The 19,535-nt window shown below is 59.0% G+C and carries 17 protein-coding genes; 5 read left to right on the top strand and 12 right to left on the bottom strand.

Translation table 11 applies throughout. From position 1 onward, the window contains the following. Positions 1–114: 114 nt before the first annotated feature. From H4I99_RS14150 to H4I99_RS14160, 3 genes are all read right to left on the bottom strand, one after another. Complete coding sequence (locus H4I99_RS14150; RefSeq protein ID WP_163905501.1) at positions 115–1,053, bottom strand: DMT family transporter; 939 nt, start codon at positions 1,051–1,053, stop codon at positions 115–117. 58 nt (positions 1,054–1,111) lie between these two features. Beyond that, positions 1,112–1,783 carry a DsbA family oxidoreductase gene (locus tag H4I99_RS14155; protein WP_163905503.1) on the bottom strand — a complete coding sequence of 224 codons (672 nt, stop codon included), beginning with the start codon at positions 1,781–1,783 and terminating at the stop codon, positions 1,112–1,114. A 122-nt stretch (positions 1,784–1,905) separates the two neighbouring features. Beyond that, entirely contained in the window at positions 1,906–3,708 is a 1,803-nt protein-coding gene (locus tag H4I99_RS14160) for an extracellular solute-binding protein (RefSeq protein WP_163905505.1), read from the bottom strand. A gap of 268 nt (positions 3,709–3,976) precedes the next feature. On the opposite strand from H4I99_RS14160, the gene H4I99_RS14165 reads away from it, so the two are divergent. After that, complete coding sequence (locus tag H4I99_RS14165; RefSeq protein ID WP_163905506.1) at positions 3,977–4,612, top strand: invasion associated locus B family protein; 636 nt, start codon at positions 3,977–3,979, stop codon at positions 4,610–4,612. A gap of 95 nt (positions 4,613–4,707) precedes the next feature. Here the strand turns inward: H4I99_RS14165 and hspQ are convergent, their stop codons facing one another. Together hspQ and H4I99_RS14175 are read right to left on the bottom strand one after the other, a co-directional pair. Then, the gene (hspQ, locus tag H4I99_RS14170; RefSeq protein WP_163905509.1) at positions 4,708–5,037 is read right to left on the bottom strand and encodes a heat shock protein HspQ; all 330 of its coding nucleotides are present in this window, start codon (positions 5,035–5,037) and stop codon (positions 4,708–4,710) included. Between the two features lie 74 nt (positions 5,038–5,111). Then, complete coding sequence (locus H4I99_RS14175; RefSeq protein ID WP_163905511.1) at positions 5,112–6,041, bottom strand: DMT family transporter; 930 nt, start codon at positions 6,039–6,041, stop codon at positions 5,112–5,114. A gap of 256 nt (positions 6,042–6,297) precedes the next feature. Here H4I99_RS14175 and H4I99_RS14180 point away from each other — a divergent pair, with 256 nt between their 5' ends. Continuing rightward, complete coding sequence (locus tag H4I99_RS14180) at positions 6,298–7,359, top strand: coiled-coil domain-containing protein (RefSeq protein ID WP_163905513.1); 1,062 nt, start codon at positions 6,298–6,300, stop codon at positions 7,357–7,359. Positions 7,360–7,377: 18 nt separating this feature from the next. Then, positions 7,378–8,418: a TAXI family TRAP transporter solute-binding subunit gene (locus tag H4I99_RS14185; protein ID WP_163905515.1), complete on the top strand. Its 1,041-nt coding sequence runs from the start codon at positions 7,378–7,380 to the stop codon at positions 8,416–8,418. Positions 8,419–8,527: 109 nt separating this feature from the next. Here the strand turns inward: H4I99_RS14185 and glnA are convergent, their stop codons facing one another. From glnA to H4I99_RS14200, 3 genes are read right to left on the bottom strand one after another with little or no spacing between them, the layout of a single operon-like run. Then, positions 8,528–9,937 carry a type I glutamate--ammonia ligase gene (gene glnA, locus H4I99_RS14190; RefSeq protein WP_163905517.1) on the bottom strand — a complete coding sequence of 470 codons (1,410 nt, stop codon included), beginning with the start codon at positions 9,935–9,937 and terminating at the stop codon, positions 8,528–8,530. Positions 9,938–9,997: 60 nt separating this feature from the next. Beyond that, positions 9,998–10,336 carry a P-II family nitrogen regulator gene (locus H4I99_RS14195; RefSeq protein WP_006727717.1) on the bottom strand — a complete coding sequence of 113 codons (339 nt, stop codon included), beginning with the start codon at positions 10,334–10,336 and terminating at the stop codon, positions 9,998–10,000. Positions 10,337–10,362: 26 nt separating this feature from the next. After that, positions 10,363–10,563 carry a hypothetical protein gene (locus H4I99_RS14200; RefSeq protein WP_163905519.1) on the bottom strand — a complete coding sequence of 67 codons (201 nt, stop codon included), beginning with the start codon at positions 10,561–10,563 and terminating at the stop codon, positions 10,363–10,365. Positions 10,564–10,682: 119 nt separating this feature from the next. Between H4I99_RS14200 and H4I99_RS14205 the strand changes: the two genes are divergently transcribed. Further along, positions 10,683–12,260, top strand: coding sequence for an NAD(P)H-hydrate dehydratase (locus tag H4I99_RS14205; RefSeq protein WP_163905521.1), 1,578 nt, complete (start codon positions 10,683–10,685; stop codon positions 12,258–12,260). Here H4I99_RS14205 and H4I99_RS14210 read toward each other — a convergent pair. The 3 genes from H4I99_RS14210 to uvrA form a co-directional block, all read right to left on the bottom strand. Then, complete coding sequence (locus H4I99_RS14210) at positions 12,252–13,898, bottom strand: Na/Pi cotransporter family protein (RefSeq protein ID WP_163905523.1); 1,647 nt, start codon at positions 13,896–13,898, stop codon at positions 12,252–12,254. The two genes, H4I99_RS14205 and H4I99_RS14210, sit on opposite strands and share 9 nt — an antisense overlap. 161 nt (positions 13,899–14,059) lie before the next feature. Then, entirely contained in the window at positions 14,060–14,860 is an 801-nt protein-coding gene (locus H4I99_RS14215; RefSeq protein ID WP_163905525.1) for a DUF72 domain-containing protein, read from the bottom strand. Positions 14,861–14,885: 25 nt separating this feature from the next. Next, a complete protein-coding gene (gene uvrA, locus H4I99_RS14220) occupies positions 14,886–17,807 on the bottom strand; it encodes an excinuclease ABC subunit UvrA (protein WP_163905527.1) in 2,922 nt (973 codons plus the stop codon). A gap of 264 nt (positions 17,808–18,071) precedes the next feature. Between uvrA and H4I99_RS14225 the strand changes: the two genes are divergently transcribed. Next, the gene (locus H4I99_RS14225) at positions 18,072–18,602 is read left to right on the top strand and encodes a single-stranded DNA-binding protein (protein WP_163905529.1); all 531 of its coding nucleotides are present in this window, start codon (positions 18,072–18,074) and stop codon (positions 18,600–18,602) included. 177 nt (positions 18,603–18,779) lie between these two features. On the opposite strand, the gene H4I99_RS14230 is transcribed toward H4I99_RS14225, so the two are convergent. Beyond that, positions 18,780–19,409 (bottom strand): MarC family protein, encoded by a 630-nt coding sequence (locus H4I99_RS14230; RefSeq protein WP_163905531.1) that lies wholly within the window; start codon positions 19,407–19,409, stop codon positions 18,780–18,782. Positions 19,410–19,535 lie beyond the last annotated feature (126 nt).

Here is a 19,535-nt window from a genome sequence, read left to right on the forward strand (position 1 = left end):
CAACCCGGCAGTGTACTCCCGGAATCTGTGGAAAAAGCACATCTGGGTCGTGCGATTGTTGGTGTTCTGAAGTCATGCACGATCTTCAGGCTGAGCCGCGGCCGTTGGCGGGGGCTATGCCGAGTTTTCATCCTCCGGCTTGATGGCCAGCGCTGCCTGGCTATTTCCAGCAACCGGCGGCGGAAGGGTAACGCCGCGCGCGCGTTCACGTGACAGCGTCAGCAGACCAGAACCGATGATCAACACGATGCCGATCAGCATCGGCGTATCGACATGGTCGCCGAAGATCAGGTAGCCGAATAAGATTGCCCAGAGCATCTGGCTGTACTGCGTTGGTCCAACGACCGCGGCCGGTGCGTAGAAGGCAGCATACATCAGCAGCACGTTGCCCAGGGCGGCAAGCAGGCCGTAACCCGCAAGCAGCAACCATTCCTCGCCGCTTGGCCATGTGAAATACGGGATCATGGCGACGCCACAGACCAGTAGAGTTCCAAGAAGGCCTGCGCCGTAGAGCGAGATGTTCTTTTCGGATGGTCCGATCGCCCGGAAGATGACGATAGACAGCGCACCGCCGAGACCAGCGAACACGGCGCCCAGATGTCCGATCGACAATTCCCGGAAGCCCGGTCGCAAGACGACGAGAACGCCGAGAAAGCCGATGATGACGGCGCTCCAGCGTTTGATCCCGACAGATTCCTTCAGGAAGATCACCGACATGATGGTGACGAAGGACGGCAGCAGGAAGATCAGACAGAAGGCTTCTGCCATGGAGAGGTGTGTGAAGGCAGTCACGCTGCCGATCGTACCCAGTCCTGCGGAAACGAAGCGCAGGACCCAGAGAGGCCTATTGGTCGTCCTGACGATATCAAGCCATTGGTCGTTACGCTTTAGGAGGAAGGGCAGGGCGAACAGGCCGAAACAGGCGCCGAAGAAACCGGATTCGAGTGGAGAGAGACGTCCTTCAATCAGCTTGACGCTTGCATCGCTGATGGAGAACGCGGCAAAGGACGCGAAGGCAATAAGAATGCCTCGAAGGATGAGATCTGAGCGCACGGCGAATTGAAGTCCTGGGGGAGGATGAACCCGTGCTTAGGATCGTTCCTGCCGCGCGTCAATTGAGTTTTGCAAGCGCTTCGGATTTCATTCTCGCAATATCACGCAGTGCATTGACGATGACGTCAGGGGTCTGGGCTCCGCTGACCGCATATTGCTGGTCGAAGATGAAGAACGGCACGCCGTTGACGCCCATCTGCCGGGCCGCATCGATTTCGCCGAGTACCTCGGCCTTGTCGGAATCGCTTTCCAGCAACTGCATGATCACATCGCGATCAAGGCCGGCCGATTCGGCGATGTCCGCCAGGACGGCCTTGTCCCCTACGTTACGACCCTCTTCGAAATTGGCCTTGAACAGCGCGGATACGACACGCTCCTGCACTTCGCGTCCTTCGACGCCGGCCCAATGGATCAGGCGGTGAGCGTCAAGTGTGTTCGGTCCAATCTTGATCGCCTCGAAATTGAAGGTGATGCCGACCTCGCGGCCGAGCGCGCTGAGCTGCTCATGGCCTCGATCCATATTGGCCTTGCCGCCGAGCTTTTTTGCAAGCTCGACCTGCTGGTCCACACCTTCTGGCGGATAGTCGGGATTGAGCTGGTAGGGGCGCCAGTTGATGTCCACGCCGATCTCGTCCTGAACTTCGGCGATTGCGAGGTCGAGCCTTGCCTTGCCAAGATAGCACCACGGGCAGACGACGTCCGAAACGAGGTCGATGGTGATACGCAGCATGCTGGTTCCTTTCCGGCAGCGGGGTCGCGAATGGCATTCGTCGTCGCGAAGTAGGGTGAATTTGCACCCATTTCAACCGGTTACCGCTAAGTAACTATCTGACCCTCCGGCTTTTCCGATCCTTATTGTGCCCGTGCATCCCACCAGACCGGCAACTGATAACCGTAGAGCGGGGTCTTTTCCGGCCGTCCCACATGTTTCCAGCGCGCCATCCATTGCTCGCCGACATGGTAGAGCGGCACCACATAGTGGCCAGCGACGAGAAGGCGGTCATAGGCCCGAACCGCTGCGCGGAAGTCCTCTGCACTGCGTGCATTGACAAGAGCGTCGATCATCCGGTCGATATCCGGATCGGCGACGCCGGCGTAGTTGAAACTGCCCTGCGCGTCGCGTGACGACGATCCCCAGCGGTTGATTTGCTCCGCGCCTGGTGAAAGCGACGAAGTGTACGCCTTGACGATCATGTCGTAGTCGAAGCTGTTGGAACGCGCCTGATACTGGGCGTCGTCCACTGTCCGGATCGACATGGCGATGCCGATGAGGGAGAGCGCGCGCTGATAGGCGATCGCCATTTTCTCCTGCCCCTCGTTCTGGGTCATCACCTCGAAGGCGAGCTGGCGACCCGAAGCATCTACCATCTTGCCGCCCTTGATGGCATAGCCGGCTTTGTTGAGCAGGTTGACCGCCTCGCGCAGAACCTTGCGGTCCGCGCCCGAGCCGTCGGTTACCGGCATTGCATAGGTGCCGGCAAGGATTGCCGGATCGATGCGGTCCTTGGCGGTTCCAAGAAGCGTGATCTCCCGCTCGTCGGCCGCATTGCCGTATGCGCCGAGGGCGGAGTTCTGCCAGAAGCTCTGGCTGCGCTTGAAGGCGCTGCTGTAGAGGTTCTTGTTGACCCATTCGAAGTCGAAGGCGAGCGACAGCGCCTCGCGGACGTCCTCGTTGGCAAAAAGCGAGCGCCGCGTGTTGAAGACGAAGCCCAGCATGCCGGATGGCAGTCCGGGCTGGAACGTCTCTTTCACGACATCGCCGTTTTGGGCAGCCGGAAAGTCGTAAGCGCGCGCCCAATGGCCGGAATCACCCTCTGGATAGACATCGATGTCTCCCTTCTTGAAGGCTTCGAACAGTGTCGAATCCTGCAGGAAGTATGTGACGGAGATTTCATCATAATTATCGAAACCGGCCTTGGACGGCAGGTCTTTGCCCCAATAGTTCGGATCCCGTTCCCAGGTGATCTTTTCGCCGGGCTTGATCGCCTTGATCTTGTAGGGGCCAGATGCCACCGGAACGGCCAGCGAGCTCTGGTCGAAAGTGGCTACATCCGTCGCATGTTTTGGCAGGATCGGCGACATGGCGATCATCAGCGGCGTTTCGCGGTTGGCCTTGTCGTTAAAGGTAAAGCGGACGCTGTTTTCTCCGACCTTTTCCAGCTTGTCGACCACGGCCATGCGCCGGTTATAGGGCGGTCGTCCCTTTTCCTGCAGCAGGTTGAAGGAGAAGATTACGTCCTCGGGCGTTACCGGCTTGCCGTCCTGCCAATGGGCCTTGGGATTGAGATTGAACTGGATGTAGGTGCGGTCGGCATCCATCTCCACCGTCTCGGCGAGAAGGCCATAAAGGGAAAACGGCTCGTCGCTGGAGCGCGTCATCAACGATTCGTAGAACAGGTTCCCGTATTCCGGATCCCATATGCCGCGGGCCGTGGTGCGCATGCCTTTAAGCACGAAGGGATTGAGGCTGTCGAACGTTCCGACGACGCCGTAATTGATCTTGCCGCCCTTCTTAACCTGTGGGTTGACATAGGGGAAACTCCGGTAACCGGCGTCGAGCGCCGGTTCGCCATGCATCGCGATGCCGTGGACCGGCTCGGCCTGGGCCAAACCGCAAAAGGGAAGAAAAATCAGACCGAGTAACAGTCGACGCACGTCGTTTCCTCTTTGCCGTAACCTGAGAATCTGCGGAAAACTATCATGAACACCATAAAACCAACACACCACGTCCGGAAAATGGCGTCAGGTTGCGGGGTTCTGCCAAAGAAGGACTGGATATTCCACACCGCGCGATGTAACAGGTGGTCCCGACAACCAAGGTCATGTATTTGCCTCATTTGAACGACAGTTGACGGGCAACGGACCAGGGAGTGCCGCGGAGGGTCGCGGTCTCGATACCGGTTTTCAGGAGACGGATTAGGTTATGATGTTCAAAGCAAGCAAAGTTACGCGGACGGCCCTGTCTGCTCTGGTTCTGACGCTTGGCGCCGCTACGGTTCCGGCCGTCTCGCAGGCTCAGGAAGCGGCAGCTCCGGGCGCACCTTCAAAGTGGTTCAAGACCTGCACCAAGCAGGAAGATTCAGACGTCTGCGTGGTCCAGAACCAGCAGACGGCGCAGAACGGTCAGCTCATCACGGCTGTCGGCCTGATCTCGATCGAAGGCAAGGTCAATCGCAAGCTTTTGCAGGTTACCGTTCCCTCGGCACGTCTGATCCCCCCGGGTATCATGATGCAGATCGATGGCGCCAAGGGCACCAAGCTCGACTACACGGTCTGCCTGCCGGATCGCTGCACCGCTGAAATTCCGCTGACGGACGCGCTGATCGCCAGCCTCAAGAAGGGCAACGAAGTTGTCTTTACCTCGATCAACTTCCGTCGCGCCCCGAACCCGATCAAGATCGCGCTCGAAGGCTTCACTGGCGCCTATGACGGCGAGGCGATGACCCAGTCGCAGGCCGAAGAACGCCAGCGTCTGCTGCAGGAAGCAATGCAGAAGAAGCAGGAAGAGCGTAACAAGGCAATCAACGACGCCCAGAATGCTGCCAAGCAGGGCCAATAAGCCCTGATATTCTGGTTGGATATGAGAAAGGCCCGCTCGCACGGGCCTTTCGCTCTTTAAGAGGGTTGTAACCCGACTTCGCCATCGACATATCGTCAGTGCGCGAAGTTCTGCCTGGGGCGGTAGCGTCCGGCCTGTTCCTGGACGAAAATCTGTTGCACATGGGGATTGCGCAACGGCTCGTCGCTATTGTCAGGCTCCAGATTCTGTTCCGAGACATAGGCAACATATTCGGTGTCGGCGTTTTCCGCGAGCAAGTGATAGAAGGGTTGATCCTTGCTCGGGCGCACTTCCGCCGGAATGGCGTTCCACCATTCCTCGGTATTGGCAAACTCCGGATCCACATCGAACACGACGCCGCGGAACGGAAAGACCTTATGGCGGACGACTTCCCCGATACCAAATTTAGCGTTTCGTTGTTTCATGGCTCCACTTCCTTTCTATTAATATCTGGGGAGAAATGGAGCGGATATCAAGTCCCTGAGGCATGGGCCTGCAGTCAGGCGGATTTGAAGCTGCTCGCACGCCGCGGTGCGGTTGCAAGGATTACTCCGCCGATCACGAGCACGATGCCGACTGCGTGGTAGATCTCAAAAATCTCTCCCAGAAAGACGACCGCCATCAGGATCGACATCGGTGGCATCAGGTAGAGTGTAATGCCGGCGACCGCAGGACCGAAAGCACGCACGGTATGGGTGAAGCAGTAGAAAGCGGCGAGCGAGGCGAAAGCGATGATGCCCGCAAGCTTCGTCCAGTCGCTCAGGCTGTCGGGAAGCGGCCCGCCTTTCAGCGCCTCGTACAGGGCAGGTGGAGCCAGCACCAGCGCGCCGGATAAGGCCAGAAGACCGAACAGGGGTAAAGGCGGCATGGCTCTTGCGGCTGGGTGGCGCAGCAGTAGCGAATAAATGGCGAAGGCGATCGCCGCCACAAGAATGCCGAGGTCCCCGAGGTTGAAGGTAAAGTGCAGCAAGGCGTTCATGTCACCCTTGAGCACGATCGCGGTTACGCCGGCAAAGGCGATCAGCATGCCCGCAAGCTCGCCCCGGCTCATCTTGCGGCCATGAAGAAGCCATTGCAGAAGAATGATGAAGAGCGAAGACGTGGTGTAGATCAAAGTCGCGTTCGATGCCGTCGTCAGAGTGAGCGCCCAGTACACGAATCCGCCGCAGATCCCCATGCCTAGAAAGCCCAGAAGCAGCCAGAGGCCTTTGTTGCCATGCACGAAGGCGAGGCAGAGATTACGTTCGGCATAGACGAATGGAAACATGATGGCCGCCGAGCCAGCCCAACGCAGGAAGGCGGTGATGAAGGGTGCGATATCACCCGTGATCCCACGTCCGAAGATCAGGTTGGTGGAGAAGAATATCGGCGTCAGCAGGAATAGAAACCAATCTGCTGGCTTTACTGCATGCGCTTCCGGGATGGACATGAAATACACCGGTGTTGAGGATCTGTTGGGGCGAGGTCGCGCTTCCCATGGCGCGCAATCTGGCGAGACTACAAAGAGTGTGCCGGATTGGAAAGCGCCGAGCACTGACAAATCTCCCCGACCGCCAAGCTTGCAAGGGCTGGCAATTCACGCTACCCAACGGGCAACACGCCGGTCATGGAGCTCGCTTCGAAGCCTTTCAGGCGATGTGATCTCTCATTTCACCCGCCGGATCACGGTCAAGCCGGGAGATATCGTGAGCAATCAGTGGGGCAGGGACAGTCAGTCCGTTTCGGCGCGCAGTGCGTCGACAGCGCGTGTAGTTCTCGCCCTGGTGCTGGGACTCGCGCTCGGCGGTATCGTCGGCTATGGCTATCTGCGTTATACGTCTGGCGATGCAGTCTCCCGACTGGCCGCGGTGGAGCAGCGCAATTCCGAGCTTGCGGGAGAGCTGGCGGATACAAGGAAAAAGCTCGGCCAAGCCATTTCTGCACAACAGAACAGTGAAGCCGACGCCAGGCCCGCCGAAAGCGATGCCGCGGAACTGCAGAAGAAGCTGGACCTACAGCGGTCAGAACTCGACGCCATGGCCGAGGAGGTCGCACGCATCAGCGACACTCTGCAGGCGGAAAGGGATCACTCAACCAGTCTGTCGCAGGAACTCGATGGCGAGCGAAACAAGGTGCGTTCGCAGGCCACGGCGATCATCGAGGCGGAGAAGGACGCGAAGGTCGCGCGCGCCGAGGCTGATGTCGCAATAGCCGATCTTCAGGCGAGACTGGCTGCGCAGCAGGGCAGCGGGCTGCGGGAAGTTGAACGTCTCCGTAGCGAGGAAGTATCGAGTCTCAACGGACAGATTACTGAACTCCGCGAGAAGGTTGCTGCCAGCGAGGCGGATGCCGCCACGGCACAGTCGCAAACGCAGTCGCTTGAGAAGGCCCTGGGAGAGGCAAGAGTCGACGTCTCCGACTTGCGGTCCGCACTTGGCGCAGAACGGCAGAAGAATGCGGTGCTGACAGAGGAACTGGAGCGATTGAAGCGCAATACGGTCAGTTCCTCAGCTACAACCGAGCCGCAGACGTCCCCGGCCGCCACCGAGAAGCCATCCACCGGGGAAGCCACGCGGGACGTGGCGCTTGTGGATAAGGTTCTCGCCAGCACGCCGGGCATCGATCGGCTGACGTCCGAGAACCGGCAGCGTCTGCGGGATATGCTGGTTTCAGGCCAGTGCGTGACGACAGGTCTCCGGGCGGTCTTTCCAAGTGTTCCGGTCGTGACGCTTCGAAATCTGATACGCGATCTGAAAAGTGACTGTTGAAAGAGGGGAGTTGTGTCAATGGTATCGAGACTGTCTGCAATTCTTGGTGCCGTGGCGATATCGCTTGTCGCGGGGGCGGCCTCCGCGGACACCTTCGAACGTAACATCATGACCGGTGGGCCGAGCGGAACCTATATCCGCATCGGCCGCGACATCGCCGCGCTAGGCGCGAGCTGCGGCATGAACCTCACTGTCGTGGAAAGCGCGGGGTCGCTGGAAAACTTCGTCGGCGTCCGCAATCGCAGCAACACCCAGTTCGGTATCGTTCAGAGCGACGTTCTCGAATATCTGAAGACCTTCGAGGCTAACGATCCCGAAGTGCAGCAGGCGGTGCGTGGCGTGCGCATCATGTTCCCGCTCTATAATGAAGAAGTACACGTCCTCGCCCGAACGGACATCGCCGATCTCAAGGGGCTTGCCGGTCGCAGGATCGCCATCGGCAAGGCGGATAGCGGTACATATCTTACCGCGACGTTGATGCTGGACATCCTTCAGGTGAAGGCCGACGAGCGCTTGACCATCAATCCGGACGAAGCGCTGCCGAAACTTCTTTCCGGCGAGATCGATGCGCTCTTCTACGTCGCCGGTGCGCCGGCACAACTATTCGCCAATACGGCGATCGACTCAGCCAGGTTCCATCTTCTGCCGATCAAGGACACGCCACTTCTCGCGACCTACACGCCGGTCACCGTCCCCGCGGCCACCTACAGTTTCCAGCAACAGCCCGTCGATCTGGTCGCGGTGAAGGCTGTGCTGATGACCTACGACTATGATCCGAAGAAGAATGCCTACCATCGTGACAGTTGCCGCTCAGTGTCCGATTTCTCAAACCTTATCCTGAATGGCTTGCCCAAGCTGGAAGAGACCGGTCATCCGAAATGGAAGTCGGTAGACCTGAGCGCGCTGCCGCCGGGCTGGCAGGTCGGAAGCTGTGTGAAAGTCGGGATGGCACTCGATTACAAGCCCAATTGCATGGTTCCCGCGCCGCCGGTTCCAAAGGCTCCGGATGCCAATGAGGAATACCTCAATCTCCTCAAGCAGCGTCTCAAGAAGCAGTGACAAGAACTGGAGCGCCGTGCGTCCATTTGGAAAAAGGCGGCGGTTCGAATGAACCGCCGCCTTTTCCTTTACAGGTTGCCCGCCTGCATCGCGCAGACGGGCAAATTGATCAGACCGAGTAATACATGTCGTACTCGACCGGATGCGGGGTCATTTCGAAACGCATGACTTCCTGCATCTTCAGTTCGATGAAGGCATCGATCTGGTCGTCGTCGAAAACGCCGCCGGCGGTCAGGAACTTGCGGTCCTTGTCCAGACTTTCCAAAGCTTCGCGCAGCGAGCCGCAAACCGTTGGGATCTTCTTCAGTTCCTTCGGCGGCAGATCATAGAGATCCTTGTCCATGGCCTTGCCCGGATGGATCTTGTTCTTGATGCCGTCAAGGCCTGCCATCAGCATGGCGGCGAAACCGAGATAGGGGTTTGCAGTCGGGTCGGGGAAGCGGATTTCGACGCGCTTTGCCTTCGGGTTCGAGCCGAACGGAATGCGGCACGAAGCGGAGCGGTTGCGGGCGGAATAGGCGAGCAGAACCGGAGCTTCATAGCCCGGGACCAGTCGCTTGTAAGAGTTGGTCGACGGGTTGGTGAAGGCGTTGATCGCCTTGGCATGCTTGATGATACCGCCGATGTAGTAGAGGCAGCTTTCAGACAGGCCTGCATATTCGTCGCCGGCGAAGGTCGGCTTGCCGTCCTTCCAGATCGACATGTGAACGTGCATGCCCGAGCCGTTATCGCCGAAGATCGGCTTCGGCATGAAGGTTGCGGTCTTGCCGTATGCGTTCGCGACCTGATGGACCACATACTTGTAGATCTGCATCTTGTCGGCGTTGCGAACCAGCGCGTCGAACTTGATGCCGAGTTCGTGCTGGGCAGCAGCCACTTCGTGGTGATGCTTTTCGACGACGACGCCCATCTCGGTCAGAACCGTCAGCATCTCGGAACGCATGTCCTGGCAGCTGTCGATCGGCGGAACCGGGAAGTAGCCACCCTTGACGCGCGGACGGTGACCGAGGTTGCCGGTCTCGTAATCGGTGTCGTCGTTGGACGGCAGCTCGGTCGAGTCGAGCTTGAAGCCGGTGTTGTATGGGTCGGCCTTGTACTTGACGTCGTCGAAGATGAAGAATTCAGCTTCCGGGCCAACAAAGATGGTGTCGCCGATACCCGATGCCTTCAGATAGGCCTCAGCCTTCTTGGCGGTGCCGCGTGGGTCGCGGTTATAGGCCTCGCCGGAAACCGGGTCGAGAATGTCGCAGATGATGACCATGGTCGACTGCGCGAAGAAGGGGTCCATGTGGACCGTATCCGTGTCAGGCATGAGCACCATGTCGGACTCGTTGATCGCCTTCCAGCCGCCGATCGAGGAACCGTCGAACATGACGCCGTCCGCGAACATGTCTTCATCGACGCACGATACGTCCATCGTCACATGCTGCAGCTTGCCCTTTGGATCGGTGAAGCGCAGATCGACGAACTTGACGTCGTTGTCCCTGATTTGTTTCAGAATTTCATTTGCGGTCGTCATTTTTCGAATTCCTTGAGTGAGATGACGATATTACAACCCGGCCCGAGGGCTGGGACATTGTCAAATGGCGTCGATACCGGTTTCGCCGGTACGGATGCGCACCACTTCCTCCACATTGGACACGAAGATCTTTCCGTCTCCAATTCGGCCGGTCTGGGCCGCGTTTCGAATAGCATCGATCACGGCTTCTACGTTCTCATCGGCCAGTACTACTTCGACCTTCACCTTCGGCAGGAAGTCAACGACATATTCTGCACCCCGGTAGAGTTCCGTATGGCCCTTCTGACGGCCGAAGCCCTTGGCTTCCGTTACGGTAATACCCTGTAGGCCGACCTCCTGAAGCGCTTCCTTGACTTCGTCGAGCTTGAAAGGCTTGATGATCGCTTCGATCTTTTTCATGAGAAAATTTCTCTCCGCTTCCCTCATTAAAGCAGGTCACTCCCGCTCGCCCAGTCTGATGCACGTAACGTGCCAGTTTGGATAGCGATTTTGGGAAAAACTCCCGATTTCCTGCGCTCCTGAGCGAAATCTTGCGCAATGCCGGGCAAAATACCAGCCCATTTGCGTGTAATTCTGTTATTTTCTTTCGGAATTTTGGTCGCAATCGTTTCGGCATCAAATGGCATGATGATTAAATATGCAGTTCTAAAAGAGTAAAAAATAGTCATTTGATTAAAGTTGAGGCAATTCGCTCTGGCTGCTTGGTATGGTTTTCGGGATGCATGGAATCTGCTTTGATAAGTGCATGGAAAATGAGCGTTACAGAAGCCTTCTGACACCGGCAGCGATGGCCGGGGCAGATGCTGCAGCCGCGGCCTCGGGGATCAATTCCTTCGGTCTCATGGAGAAAGCGGGCTGCGCGGTGGCGGCATCGGCCCTTAAGCTTCATCCGGGCGCCCTTCGTTTCGTCGTTCTTTGCGGGCCGGGAAACAATGGCGGCGACGGCTATGTGGCTGCCCACGCCCTTCAGGAGGCAGGAGCCAATGTCGCCCTTTACCACCTCGGCGTTCCGCAGCGGTTAAAGGGGGACGCCGCAACAGCGCGGGCGCTTTGTCATGTGACGGGATCGCCTCTGGCCAACTATCTGCCTGATACGGGCGATGTCATTATCGATGCCATATTCGGTGCAGGGCTGGCGCGCGATGTCCCGCAGGAGGTTGCGGATATAATTGCCAAGGTCGAGAGCGTCGGTGTACCGGTCATTGCGGTGGATCTTCCGTCAGGTCTCGATGGCCGGACGGGCAGAGTGCTTGGCGCAGCCTTTCGGGCAGGTCATACCGTGACATTCATGACCCGCAAGCCGGGTCATCTCCTGCTGCCGGGACGGCAGTTGTGTGGCGAGGTCGAGGTCTATGACATCGGCATTCCCTGGCGCATCGTCAGCCAGCATACGGATGGCGTGTTCGCGAACACTCCGGCTGCCTGGGCTTCGGCGCTTCCGTCTCTCTCTGCGGATGCCCACAAATTCCGGCGCGGTCATCTCACCGTTTTTTCAGGCCCGGCGACGGCAACGGGCGCCGCGCGGCTTTCAGCCGAGGCGGGATTGAAGAGCGGAGCAGGGCTTGTGACGCTCGCATCTCCCGTGGAGGCGCTCGCTGTCAATGCCGCGCATTCCACCGCCGTCATGCTGAAACCGGTCGAGGACGCAGCCGCATTGGCGGAATATCTCGCCGACGAACGACGCACTGCTTTCGTGCTTGGCCCCGGTTTCGGTGTAGGGACGAAAGCCCGAACCTTTGCGCTCGCGCTGTGGAGCCGGCGGCTGGTGCTGGATGCCGATGGCATCACTTCGTTCCGTGAGGAACCGCAGGCACTGTTCGGTGCGTTTGAAAGCGGCGAAACCCGACTTGTTCTCACCCCGCACGAAGGCGAGTTTGCGCGGCTCTTTCCGGATATCGCCGCCGATGCGGGCATGAGCAAGATCGATATGGCGCTTGCCGCGGCGAAACGCGCCAATGCCGCCATCGTTTACAAGGGCGCCGACACGGTGATTGCTGGCCCCGATGGCCGGGCGCTGGTCAACGAGAACGCGCCGCCATGGCTTGCCACCGCAGGCTCGGGTGACGTGCTGGCGGGTATCATCGGCGGACTGATGGCTCAGGCTGTTCCGGCCTTCGAGGCTGCTGCAGCTGGCGTCTGGCTGCATGGGGAGGCCGGAAGCCGGGCCGGGCAGGGAATGACCGCCGAGGATCTTCTTGCGGCGGTGCGGCCGCTGGAGCTTTTCCAGCAAAAGTATGCCACGGTTTTGCGTCCAGAAATGCGTAAACAAAAAGAGATGGAGAATTTTCGCGATTCGAAGAAAAGCGGAAATTCTCTAGAGTAGTCGGCTGTGCCTCAGAAGGCCTTCCTGCTCAAGCAGCGGATAGGCGATCGAGGCAAACAGCGAGTTGATTTCCTTAAGGTCGCGCATGGTGTCGATGTGCAGGGAACTCGATTCGAAGCTTGCGGCGTTGCCGCTGCGAAGTCGCTGCAGATGCTGTTCCTCGCTGGTGCGCACGAGGTTACGCACGGCTTCCTTGCGGTCGACGAGTTGACGAGCGTGTTCGATGTCGCGATTGACGAGAAGGTTGAAGGCGAGGCGGGCGTTCTTCACCACTTCAATGTGCATCGCCGAGAGCTCTGTCCATCCTTCCGTTGAAAAGGCGGTATTGCGGTCGTGTTTCTTGCGGGCACGGGTCAGCATGTTCTGCGAGATGATGTCGGCTGCCTGCTCGATCTTGATCGTAGCGCCAAGCAGGTTCTGGCATTGCGCGGCCGATTGCTCGTCCAATGCCGTTTGCGAAATGCGCGCGAGATAGAACTTGATGTCGCGATGGATCGCGTCGATCTCGTCGTCAAGCGCCTCGATCCGCTGCATCTTCTTTGGATCCCAATGTTCATAGAGTTCGAAGATCCAGTTCAGCATGACCTCCGTCTTTTCGCAGACGGTCAGAACCTCACGAGTGGCGTTGCTGATCGCCTGCCGCGGATTGGCGAGGTCGGCCGGATTGAGCGCCGAAAGCCGTGTCTGCTCGCTGGTCTTGGCTGCGGGGGCTGCAAGCAGTCTTTCCAGCCACTTCGCCACGATGCCGCTGAACGGCAGGCCGAAGACAAGCACGGCGGCGTTGATGGCGAGGTGCACGTAAACGACCGCATCACCCGGTTGACTGGAGAAGCGCTCGGGATGAAGGATCAGGGCATATTGCAGGGCCAGCGCGACGAGCGTTCCGAACCCGCGGATCGCCACATTGCCAAGCGGCACGACACGAGCGCTTCTTTCTGCATTTTTCGTCAGGATGGCACCGATCACGGCGGCACCGAAATTCGCGCCCAGTACCAGCGGAATGATCAGCGGCGGCGGCAGCAGATGCTTGTCTGCGAGCGAGGCGAAAAGCAGGATCGTCGCGACGCTGGAGTGGAAGGCCCAGGCGAGCAGCGCCGCAAGCAGAAAGGCCGTAATCCAGTCGCGCGAGAGGTAGTTGAAGATGATCGGCAGGATCTCGCTGCTGCGCAGCGGTTCCGAGGATTCTCCTATCAGGCGGAGCGAAAGCAGTAGAAGGCCAAGCCCGAACAGGATGCGGCCTGCCTGACGCCAGTCGCGTGCTTCCGAAGCGCGAAAGGCGATTGTGCCCATCAACAGCAAGACCGGGATCAGCAAGGAGAGGTCATAGCGCAGGACTCTAACCACGAAGGCCGAACCGAGATCTGCGCCGAGCAGCGTGGCGATGCCGATGGCCGAACTGACATAGCCGCCAGCCACGAAGGAGGAAATGATCAGCGCGACCGCGGTCGCGCTTTGCAACGCAATCGCAAAGAAAAAGCCGGCAACGGCCGCCGTGACGCGATTGCCGAGCGCGAGCCGCAGCTTTTCCTTGAGAACATTGCCATAGGCACGCTCGATACCGGTCCGCACCATTCGCGTTGCCCACAGAAGCAGGGCGACCGCGCCGGCAAGATTGATGAAAACGGCAATGCCCGACATGATACCTCGATGACAGAAGCGACAGCCGACGCCGCAACAGCGTATCGGCCAAAGAGCGCGAGTTTCAACCGTTTTAAGGTGAATGTGATCGTCTCTGCGACTGAACCTAGTCCAGATTCGCCATTGTCACAATTTGCCGCCGATTGGTGCCGTTCAAGGCTTTAGCTTAGTTTCGATTGCAGGAGGCGCGCGCCGTTCGGGGCATTCACCTTGCCGCCTGTAATGAAGAAGGCGAAGACATCGCGCGGTTTCTTTTCGACGCTCCGCTTCGGCGCGATCAATGGCAGATCGCTGGGAACGCCGCCATCCGCATAGGCCTTGAAACGCTTTGCCCATTCGCCGATTTCCTTTTCAGGATAACAGCTTGGCGTTTCGTCCGTTCCTTTCTGGAGACGGGAATAGACGAAATCCGCGGTGACATCCGGAAACATCGGATAGTCGTGATGGTCGGCGCAGACGGCCGCGACATTGTACTTCGCCAGCAGGTCGACAAATTCCGGGGTGCGGAAACTGTCGTGGCGCGGCTCCACCACATGACGGAGCGCAATGCCATCCTGCGCCTTGGGCAGGAGCGCGAGGAATGCTTCGAAATCCTCCGGCTCGAACTTCTTCGTGCCCATGAATTGCCAGAGGATCGGTCCGAGATGCTTGCCGAGTTCGGTGATGCCCTGGGTGAGGAACTTCTCGATGGAAGGTCCGGCCTCCGCCAGTATCTTGCGATTGGTGCAGAAGCGGCTGGCCTTGAGGGAGAAGATGAAATCCTCAGGCACTTCGGAAGCCCATTTCGCAAAGGTCGCGGGCTTCTGGCTGGAATAATAGGTGCCGTTCACCTCGATCGCCGTAAGCTGGCGGCTCGCATATTCGAGCTGCCGTTTCTTTGCGAGGTCGGAAGGATAAAAGGTGCCTTCCCACGGATCGAAGGTCCAGCCACCGATACCGGTGCGGATTGTTCCTGTCGACATGCCTGTCCTCCTCCTCGTGTTTTCCTTACTCCGCCGCCTGGCGCTTTTTCACTGGGCGGCGTTCCAGCAGTTCCTTGAGGAACTGGCCGGTATAGGATTTCTCGGCCTTAACCACGTCCTCCGGCGTACCTTCGGCAACGATGGTGCCGCCGCCGTCGCCGCCCTCGGGACCGAAATCGATGATCCAGTCGGCCGTTTTGATGACCTCGAGATTGTGCTCGATGACCACCACGGAATTGCCCTGATTGACCAGTTCCTGCAGCATTTCCAGAAGCTTGGCGACGTCGTGGAAATGCAGGCCGGTAGTTGGCTCATCGAGAATGTAGAGTGTGCGGCCGGTCGAGCGCTTCGACAGTTCCTTGGCAAGCTTGACGCGCTGCGCCTCGCCGCCGGAAAGCGTGTTCGCTTGCTGGCCGACCTTGATGTAGCCGAGACCGACATCGAAGAGCGCTTGCAGCTTGTCGCGCACTGCCGGGACGGCGGAGAAGAATTCGACGCCTTCCTCCACCGTCATGTCGAGCACGTCGGCAATCGACTTGCCCTTGAACAACACGTCGAGGGTTTCGCGATTGTAGCGCTTTCCGTGGCAGACGTCACAGGTGACGTAGACGTCGGGCAGGAAGTGCATCTCGATCTTGATCACGCCGTCGCCCTGGCAGGCCTCGCAGCGACCGCCCTTGACGTTGAACGAAAACCGGCCCGGCTGGTAGCCACGCGTCTTTGCCTCGGGAAGCCCTGCGAACCAGTCACGGATCGGCGTGAAGGCGCCGGTATAGGTCGCAGGGTTGGAGCGCGGCGTGCGGCCGATCGGCGATTGGTCGATATCGATCACCTTGTCGATGAATTCGAAACCGTCGATCCGCTCGTGTTCGGCCGGGTTCTCGCGCGCACCCATGACGCGGCGTGCCGCTGCCTTGTAGAGCGTCTCGATCAGGAAGGTCGACTTGCCGCCGCCCGAAACACCTGTCACGGCGGTGAAGACGCCGAGCGGAATGGAGGCGGTAACATTTTTGAGGTTGTTACCCTTGGCGCCAACCACCTTGATCTGCTGGCCCTTCTTCGGCTTGCGCCGCTTCTCAGGCACCGCAACCCCGAGTTCGCCGGTGAGGTACTTGCCGGTCAGCGAATTCGGATTGGCCATGATCTCCGACGGCGACCCTTCGGCCACCACCCGACCGCCATGGATGCCGGCGGCCGGTCCGATATCGACGACATAGTCGGCCGTCAGGATCGCGTCCTCATCATGTTCGACGACGATCACCGTATTGCCGATGTCACGCAGGTGCTTCAGCGTATCGAGCAGTCGGGCATTGTCGCGCTGGTGAAGGCCGATCGACGGTTCGTCGAGCACATAGAGAACGCCTGTCAGCCCCGAGCCGATCTGCGACGCCAGCCGGATGCGCTGGCTCTCGCCACCCGACAGCGTACCGGAATTGCGCGACAGGCTGAGATAGTCGAGACCGACATCATTGAGGAAGCGCAGCCGCTCGCGGATTTCCTTGAGGATACGGACCGCAATTTCGTTCTGCTTGTCGGTAAGCTTGGCAGGAAGCCCCTCGAACCAGCCGCCGGCGATGCGGATCGCCATGTCCGTCACCTGGCCGATATGCAGACCGTTGATTTTCACCGCCAGCGCTTCAGGCTTCAGTCGAAAGCCGGCGCAGGAGGGGCAGGGGGCTGCCGACATAAAGCGTTCGATTTCCTCGCGCGCCCAGGCGCTGTCGGTTTCCTTCCAGCGGCGCTCAAGATTGGGAACAATGCCCTCGAACGTTTTTGTCGTCGAATAAGAGCGCGCGCCATCGGCGTAGTGGAACTCGATCTTCTCGTCGGTACCGTGAAGAATAGCCTTCTGTGCCGAGGCGTTCAGATCGGACCATTTGCTGGAAAGCTTGAAGCCATAGGCCTTGCCCAGCGCTTCCAGCGTCTGGTTGTAGTAGGGCGACGACGACTTCGCCCAGGGCGCGATTGCCCCGTCGTTGAGTCGCCGGTTGATTTCCGGCACGATCAGCGCTTCGTCGATCTTCTGTTGCGAGCCCAGACCGTCGCAGGTTGGGCAGGCGCCGAAGGGATTGTTGAAGGAAAACAGCCGCGGCTCGATTTCCGGAATGGTGAAACCGGAAACGGGGCAGGCGAACTTTTCCGAGAACAGCACCCTTTCATGGGTCTCGTTCAGCGACTTGTTGGCCGAACCGCCGGCCGCAGTTTCTTCCGGCGGCAGCGGCTTGTCGGCGAACTCGGCAACAGCCAGACCGTCTGCGAGCTTCAGGCAGGTCTCAAGACTGTCCGCGAGACGGGCGGCGATATCCGGCCGCACCACAACGCGGTCGACCACGACGTCGATGTCGTGTTTGTATTTCTTGTCGAGCGCTGGAACATCCGCGATTTCATAGAACTGCCCATCGACCTTGACGCGCTGGAAGCCCTTCTTCATCAGCTCGGCGAGTTCCTTCTTGTACTCGCCCTTTCGGCCACGGATCATCGGCGCCAGAATATAAAGACGAGTACCTTCCTCGAAGGCAACGATGCGGTCGACCATCTGCGACACGGTCTGGCTCTCGATCGGCAGGCCGGTCGCCGGAGAATAGGGAACCCCGACGCGCGCGAAAAGAAGGCGCATGTAGTCGTAGATTTCTGTAACTGTGCCGACGGTCGAGCGCGGATTGCGCGAGGTTGTCTTCTGTTCGATGGAGATTGCAGGCGAAAGCCCGTCGATCTGGTCGACATCCGGCTTCTGCATCATCTCGAGGAACTGGCGCGCGTAGGCCGAAAGGCTTTCTACATAGCGGCGCTGCCCCTCCGCATAAATGGTGTCGAAGGCAAGCGATGACTTGCCAGAACCGGACAGGCCGGTCATGACGATCAGGCTGTTGCGCGGCAGATCGAGGTCGATCCCCTTAAGATTATGCTCGCGCGCGCCGCGGATGGAGATGCTCTTCAGTTCGCTCATGGACAAGGCTCGGATGGAAAAAGGGTCTCTCGGGAGGAGAGCAGTCCTTATTTAGTGATCTGTCGGCCCCTGTCGAGGCGGAAGGATGTTTTGTTGGCCGGAATGCGATTCTATTGACACCATCCTAGTGATTAATTAGAACAAATAAAGAACATTTTCGTTGTGGATTACAGAGGATGACAACTCATTCGCGCCTTCGGATGGGATAAGGTAAAAATCGACTAGGTTTTCGGACGCCGCTTGAGCGGCAGCAAGGTGAGTAATATGGCTGGTAGCGTCAACAAGGTAATTTTGATCGGCAATCTCGGGGCTGACCCGGAAATCCGCCGTACCCAGGACGGTCGACCGATTGCCAACCTGCGCATCGCGACGTCGGAAAGCTGGCGCGACCGCAATTCCGGCGAGCGCAAGGAAAAGACCGAATGGCACACCGTTGTGATCTTCAATGAAGGTCTCTGCAAGGTGGCCGAACAGTATCTGCGCAAGGGCTCGACGGTCTATGTCGAAGGTCAGCTTCAGACCCGCAAGTGGCAGGACCAGAACGGCCAGGATCGCTATTCGACCGAAGTGGTGCTGCAGGGCTTCAACTCGAACCTGACCATGCTCGGCGGTCGCGGCGAAGGCGGCGGGCAGGGCGCTTCCCGCAGTGGTGACTTCGGCGGCGGCGGTTATGGCGACGATTACGGTTCTTCCGCTCCCTCGCGCGGTGGATCGTCCGGCGGTCGCGGTGGTTCGAGCGCACCGTCCGGCGGCGGTGGTTTCTCCCGCGACATGGATGATGACATCCCGTTCTGAGGCACGCTGACATCCGGCAGAGTTTTGTCTGTAGAGTGGAAAGGCCGCTTCACGATGATGTCGTGGGCGGTTCTTTTGCGTGGCGAGATGTTGCCCCGCGAGAAGGCGATAGAGGGTCACCGGAGCGTCTGGTGAGGCTGCTTTGCCGTTCAGGTGCTAACGCTGCCTGTAGGTCGTTCAGACGTCGAAGGCCGATTTCACCCCATCAACCACGAACTGTACCGAAAGGGCTGCGAGCAGCACACCGAGAAGTCGGGTGAGGAGCGCCCGACCCGTCACGCCGAGGAAGCGATTGAGGCGTTCGGCTAGGCTGAGCGCCATCAATACAAGCGCCAGACAGACGCCGATGACACCTATTAACTGTGCCTTGCCGGCAACGCCTTCCATAGTGCCGGCAATTAGCACTGTGGCCGATATGGCGCCCGGTCCGGCGATCAGCGGTATGGCCAGCGGGAAGACTGCGAGGTTGTGGATGTGGTCCTTGGTGATGGCGTTGTCCGTGGTCTTTTCTTTTCGCTCATTACGCTTCTCGAAGATCATTTCGAACGCAATGGCGAAGAGCATCAACCCGCCGGCAATGCGGAAGGCACCCATGGAAATGCCGAGTGCCGCAAGTATTCCGGCTCCGAAGAGGGCGAAGACGGCAAGGATGGTAAAGGCGATGGCAGAGCCGCGAACGGCCACCTGTCTGCGCTGTGCCGTACTCATGCCCTGGGTCATTGCGAGAAACAGCGGAGCGAGCCCCGGCGGGTCGACAGTCACCAGAAGAGTAGTGAAAGCGTTGATCATCGCGTCTGCGCCAGCCATCTCGTCCCCCCGTTTTCCGGCGATTTAAATGCGAGCCTGCCCCGCTTGGCAAGCGATACGGCAAGTTCTTGATCGTTTTGCCTTTCCACCGCCGCAAAAGCTGTTCAAAACCCGGGGCGAAATTGG

This window comes from Paenirhizobium daejeonense, assembly GCF_014280875.1.
GTDB lineage: Bacteria > Pseudomonadota > Alphaproteobacteria > Rhizobiales > Rhizobiaceae > Allorhizobium > Allorhizobium daejeonense.

Coding starts and splice junctions, on each gene's coding strand:
- H4I99_RS14155 (WP_163905503.1), bottom strand. CDS start 1,783: ATGCTGCGTATCACCATCGACCTCGTTTCGGACGTCGTCTGCCCGTGG.
- H4I99_RS14165 (WP_163905506.1), top strand. CDS start 3,977: ATGATGTTCAAAGCAAGCAAAGTTACGCGGACGGCCCTGTCTGCTCTG.
- hspQ (WP_163905509.1), bottom strand. CDS start 5,037: ATGAAACAACGAAACGCTAAATTTGGTATCGGGGAAGTCGTCCGCCAT.
- H4I99_RS14175 (WP_163905511.1), bottom strand. CDS start 6,041: ATGTCCATCCCGGAAGCGCATGCAGTAAAGCCAGCAGATTGGTTTCTA.
- H4I99_RS14185 (WP_163905515.1), top strand. CDS start 7,378: ATGGTATCGAGACTGTCTGCAATTCTTGGTGCCGTGGCGATATCGCTT.
- glnA (WP_163905517.1), bottom strand. CDS start 9,937: ATGACGACCGCAAATGAAATTCTGAAACAAATCAGGGACAACGACGTC.
- H4I99_RS14195 (WP_006727717.1), bottom strand. CDS start 10,336: ATGAAAAAGATCGAAGCGATCATCAAGCCTTTCAAGCTCGACGAAGTC.
- H4I99_RS14200 (WP_163905519.1), bottom strand. CDS start 10,563: ATGCCATTTGATGCCGAAACGATTGCGACCAAAATTCCGAAAGAAAAT.
- H4I99_RS14205 (WP_163905521.1), top strand. CDS start 10,683: ATGGAAAATGAGCGTTACAGAAGCCTTCTGACACCGGCAGCGATGGCC.
- H4I99_RS14210 (WP_163905523.1), bottom strand. CDS start 13,898: ATGTCGGGCATTGCCGTTTTCATCAATCTTGCCGGCGCGGTCGCCCTG.
- H4I99_RS14215 (WP_163905525.1), bottom strand. CDS start 14,860: ATGTCGACAGGAACAATCCGCACCGGTATCGGTGGCTGGACCTTCGAT.
- uvrA (WP_163905527.1), bottom strand. CDS start 17,807: ATGAGCGAACTGAAGAGCATCTCCATCCGCGGCGCGCGCGAGCATAAT.
- H4I99_RS14225 (WP_163905529.1), top strand. CDS start 18,072: ATGGCTGGTAGCGTCAACAAGGTAATTTTGATCGGCAATCTCGGGGCT.
- H4I99_RS14230 (WP_163905531.1), bottom strand. CDS start 19,409: ATGGCTGGCGCAGACGCGATGATCAACGCTTTCACTACTCTTCTGGTG.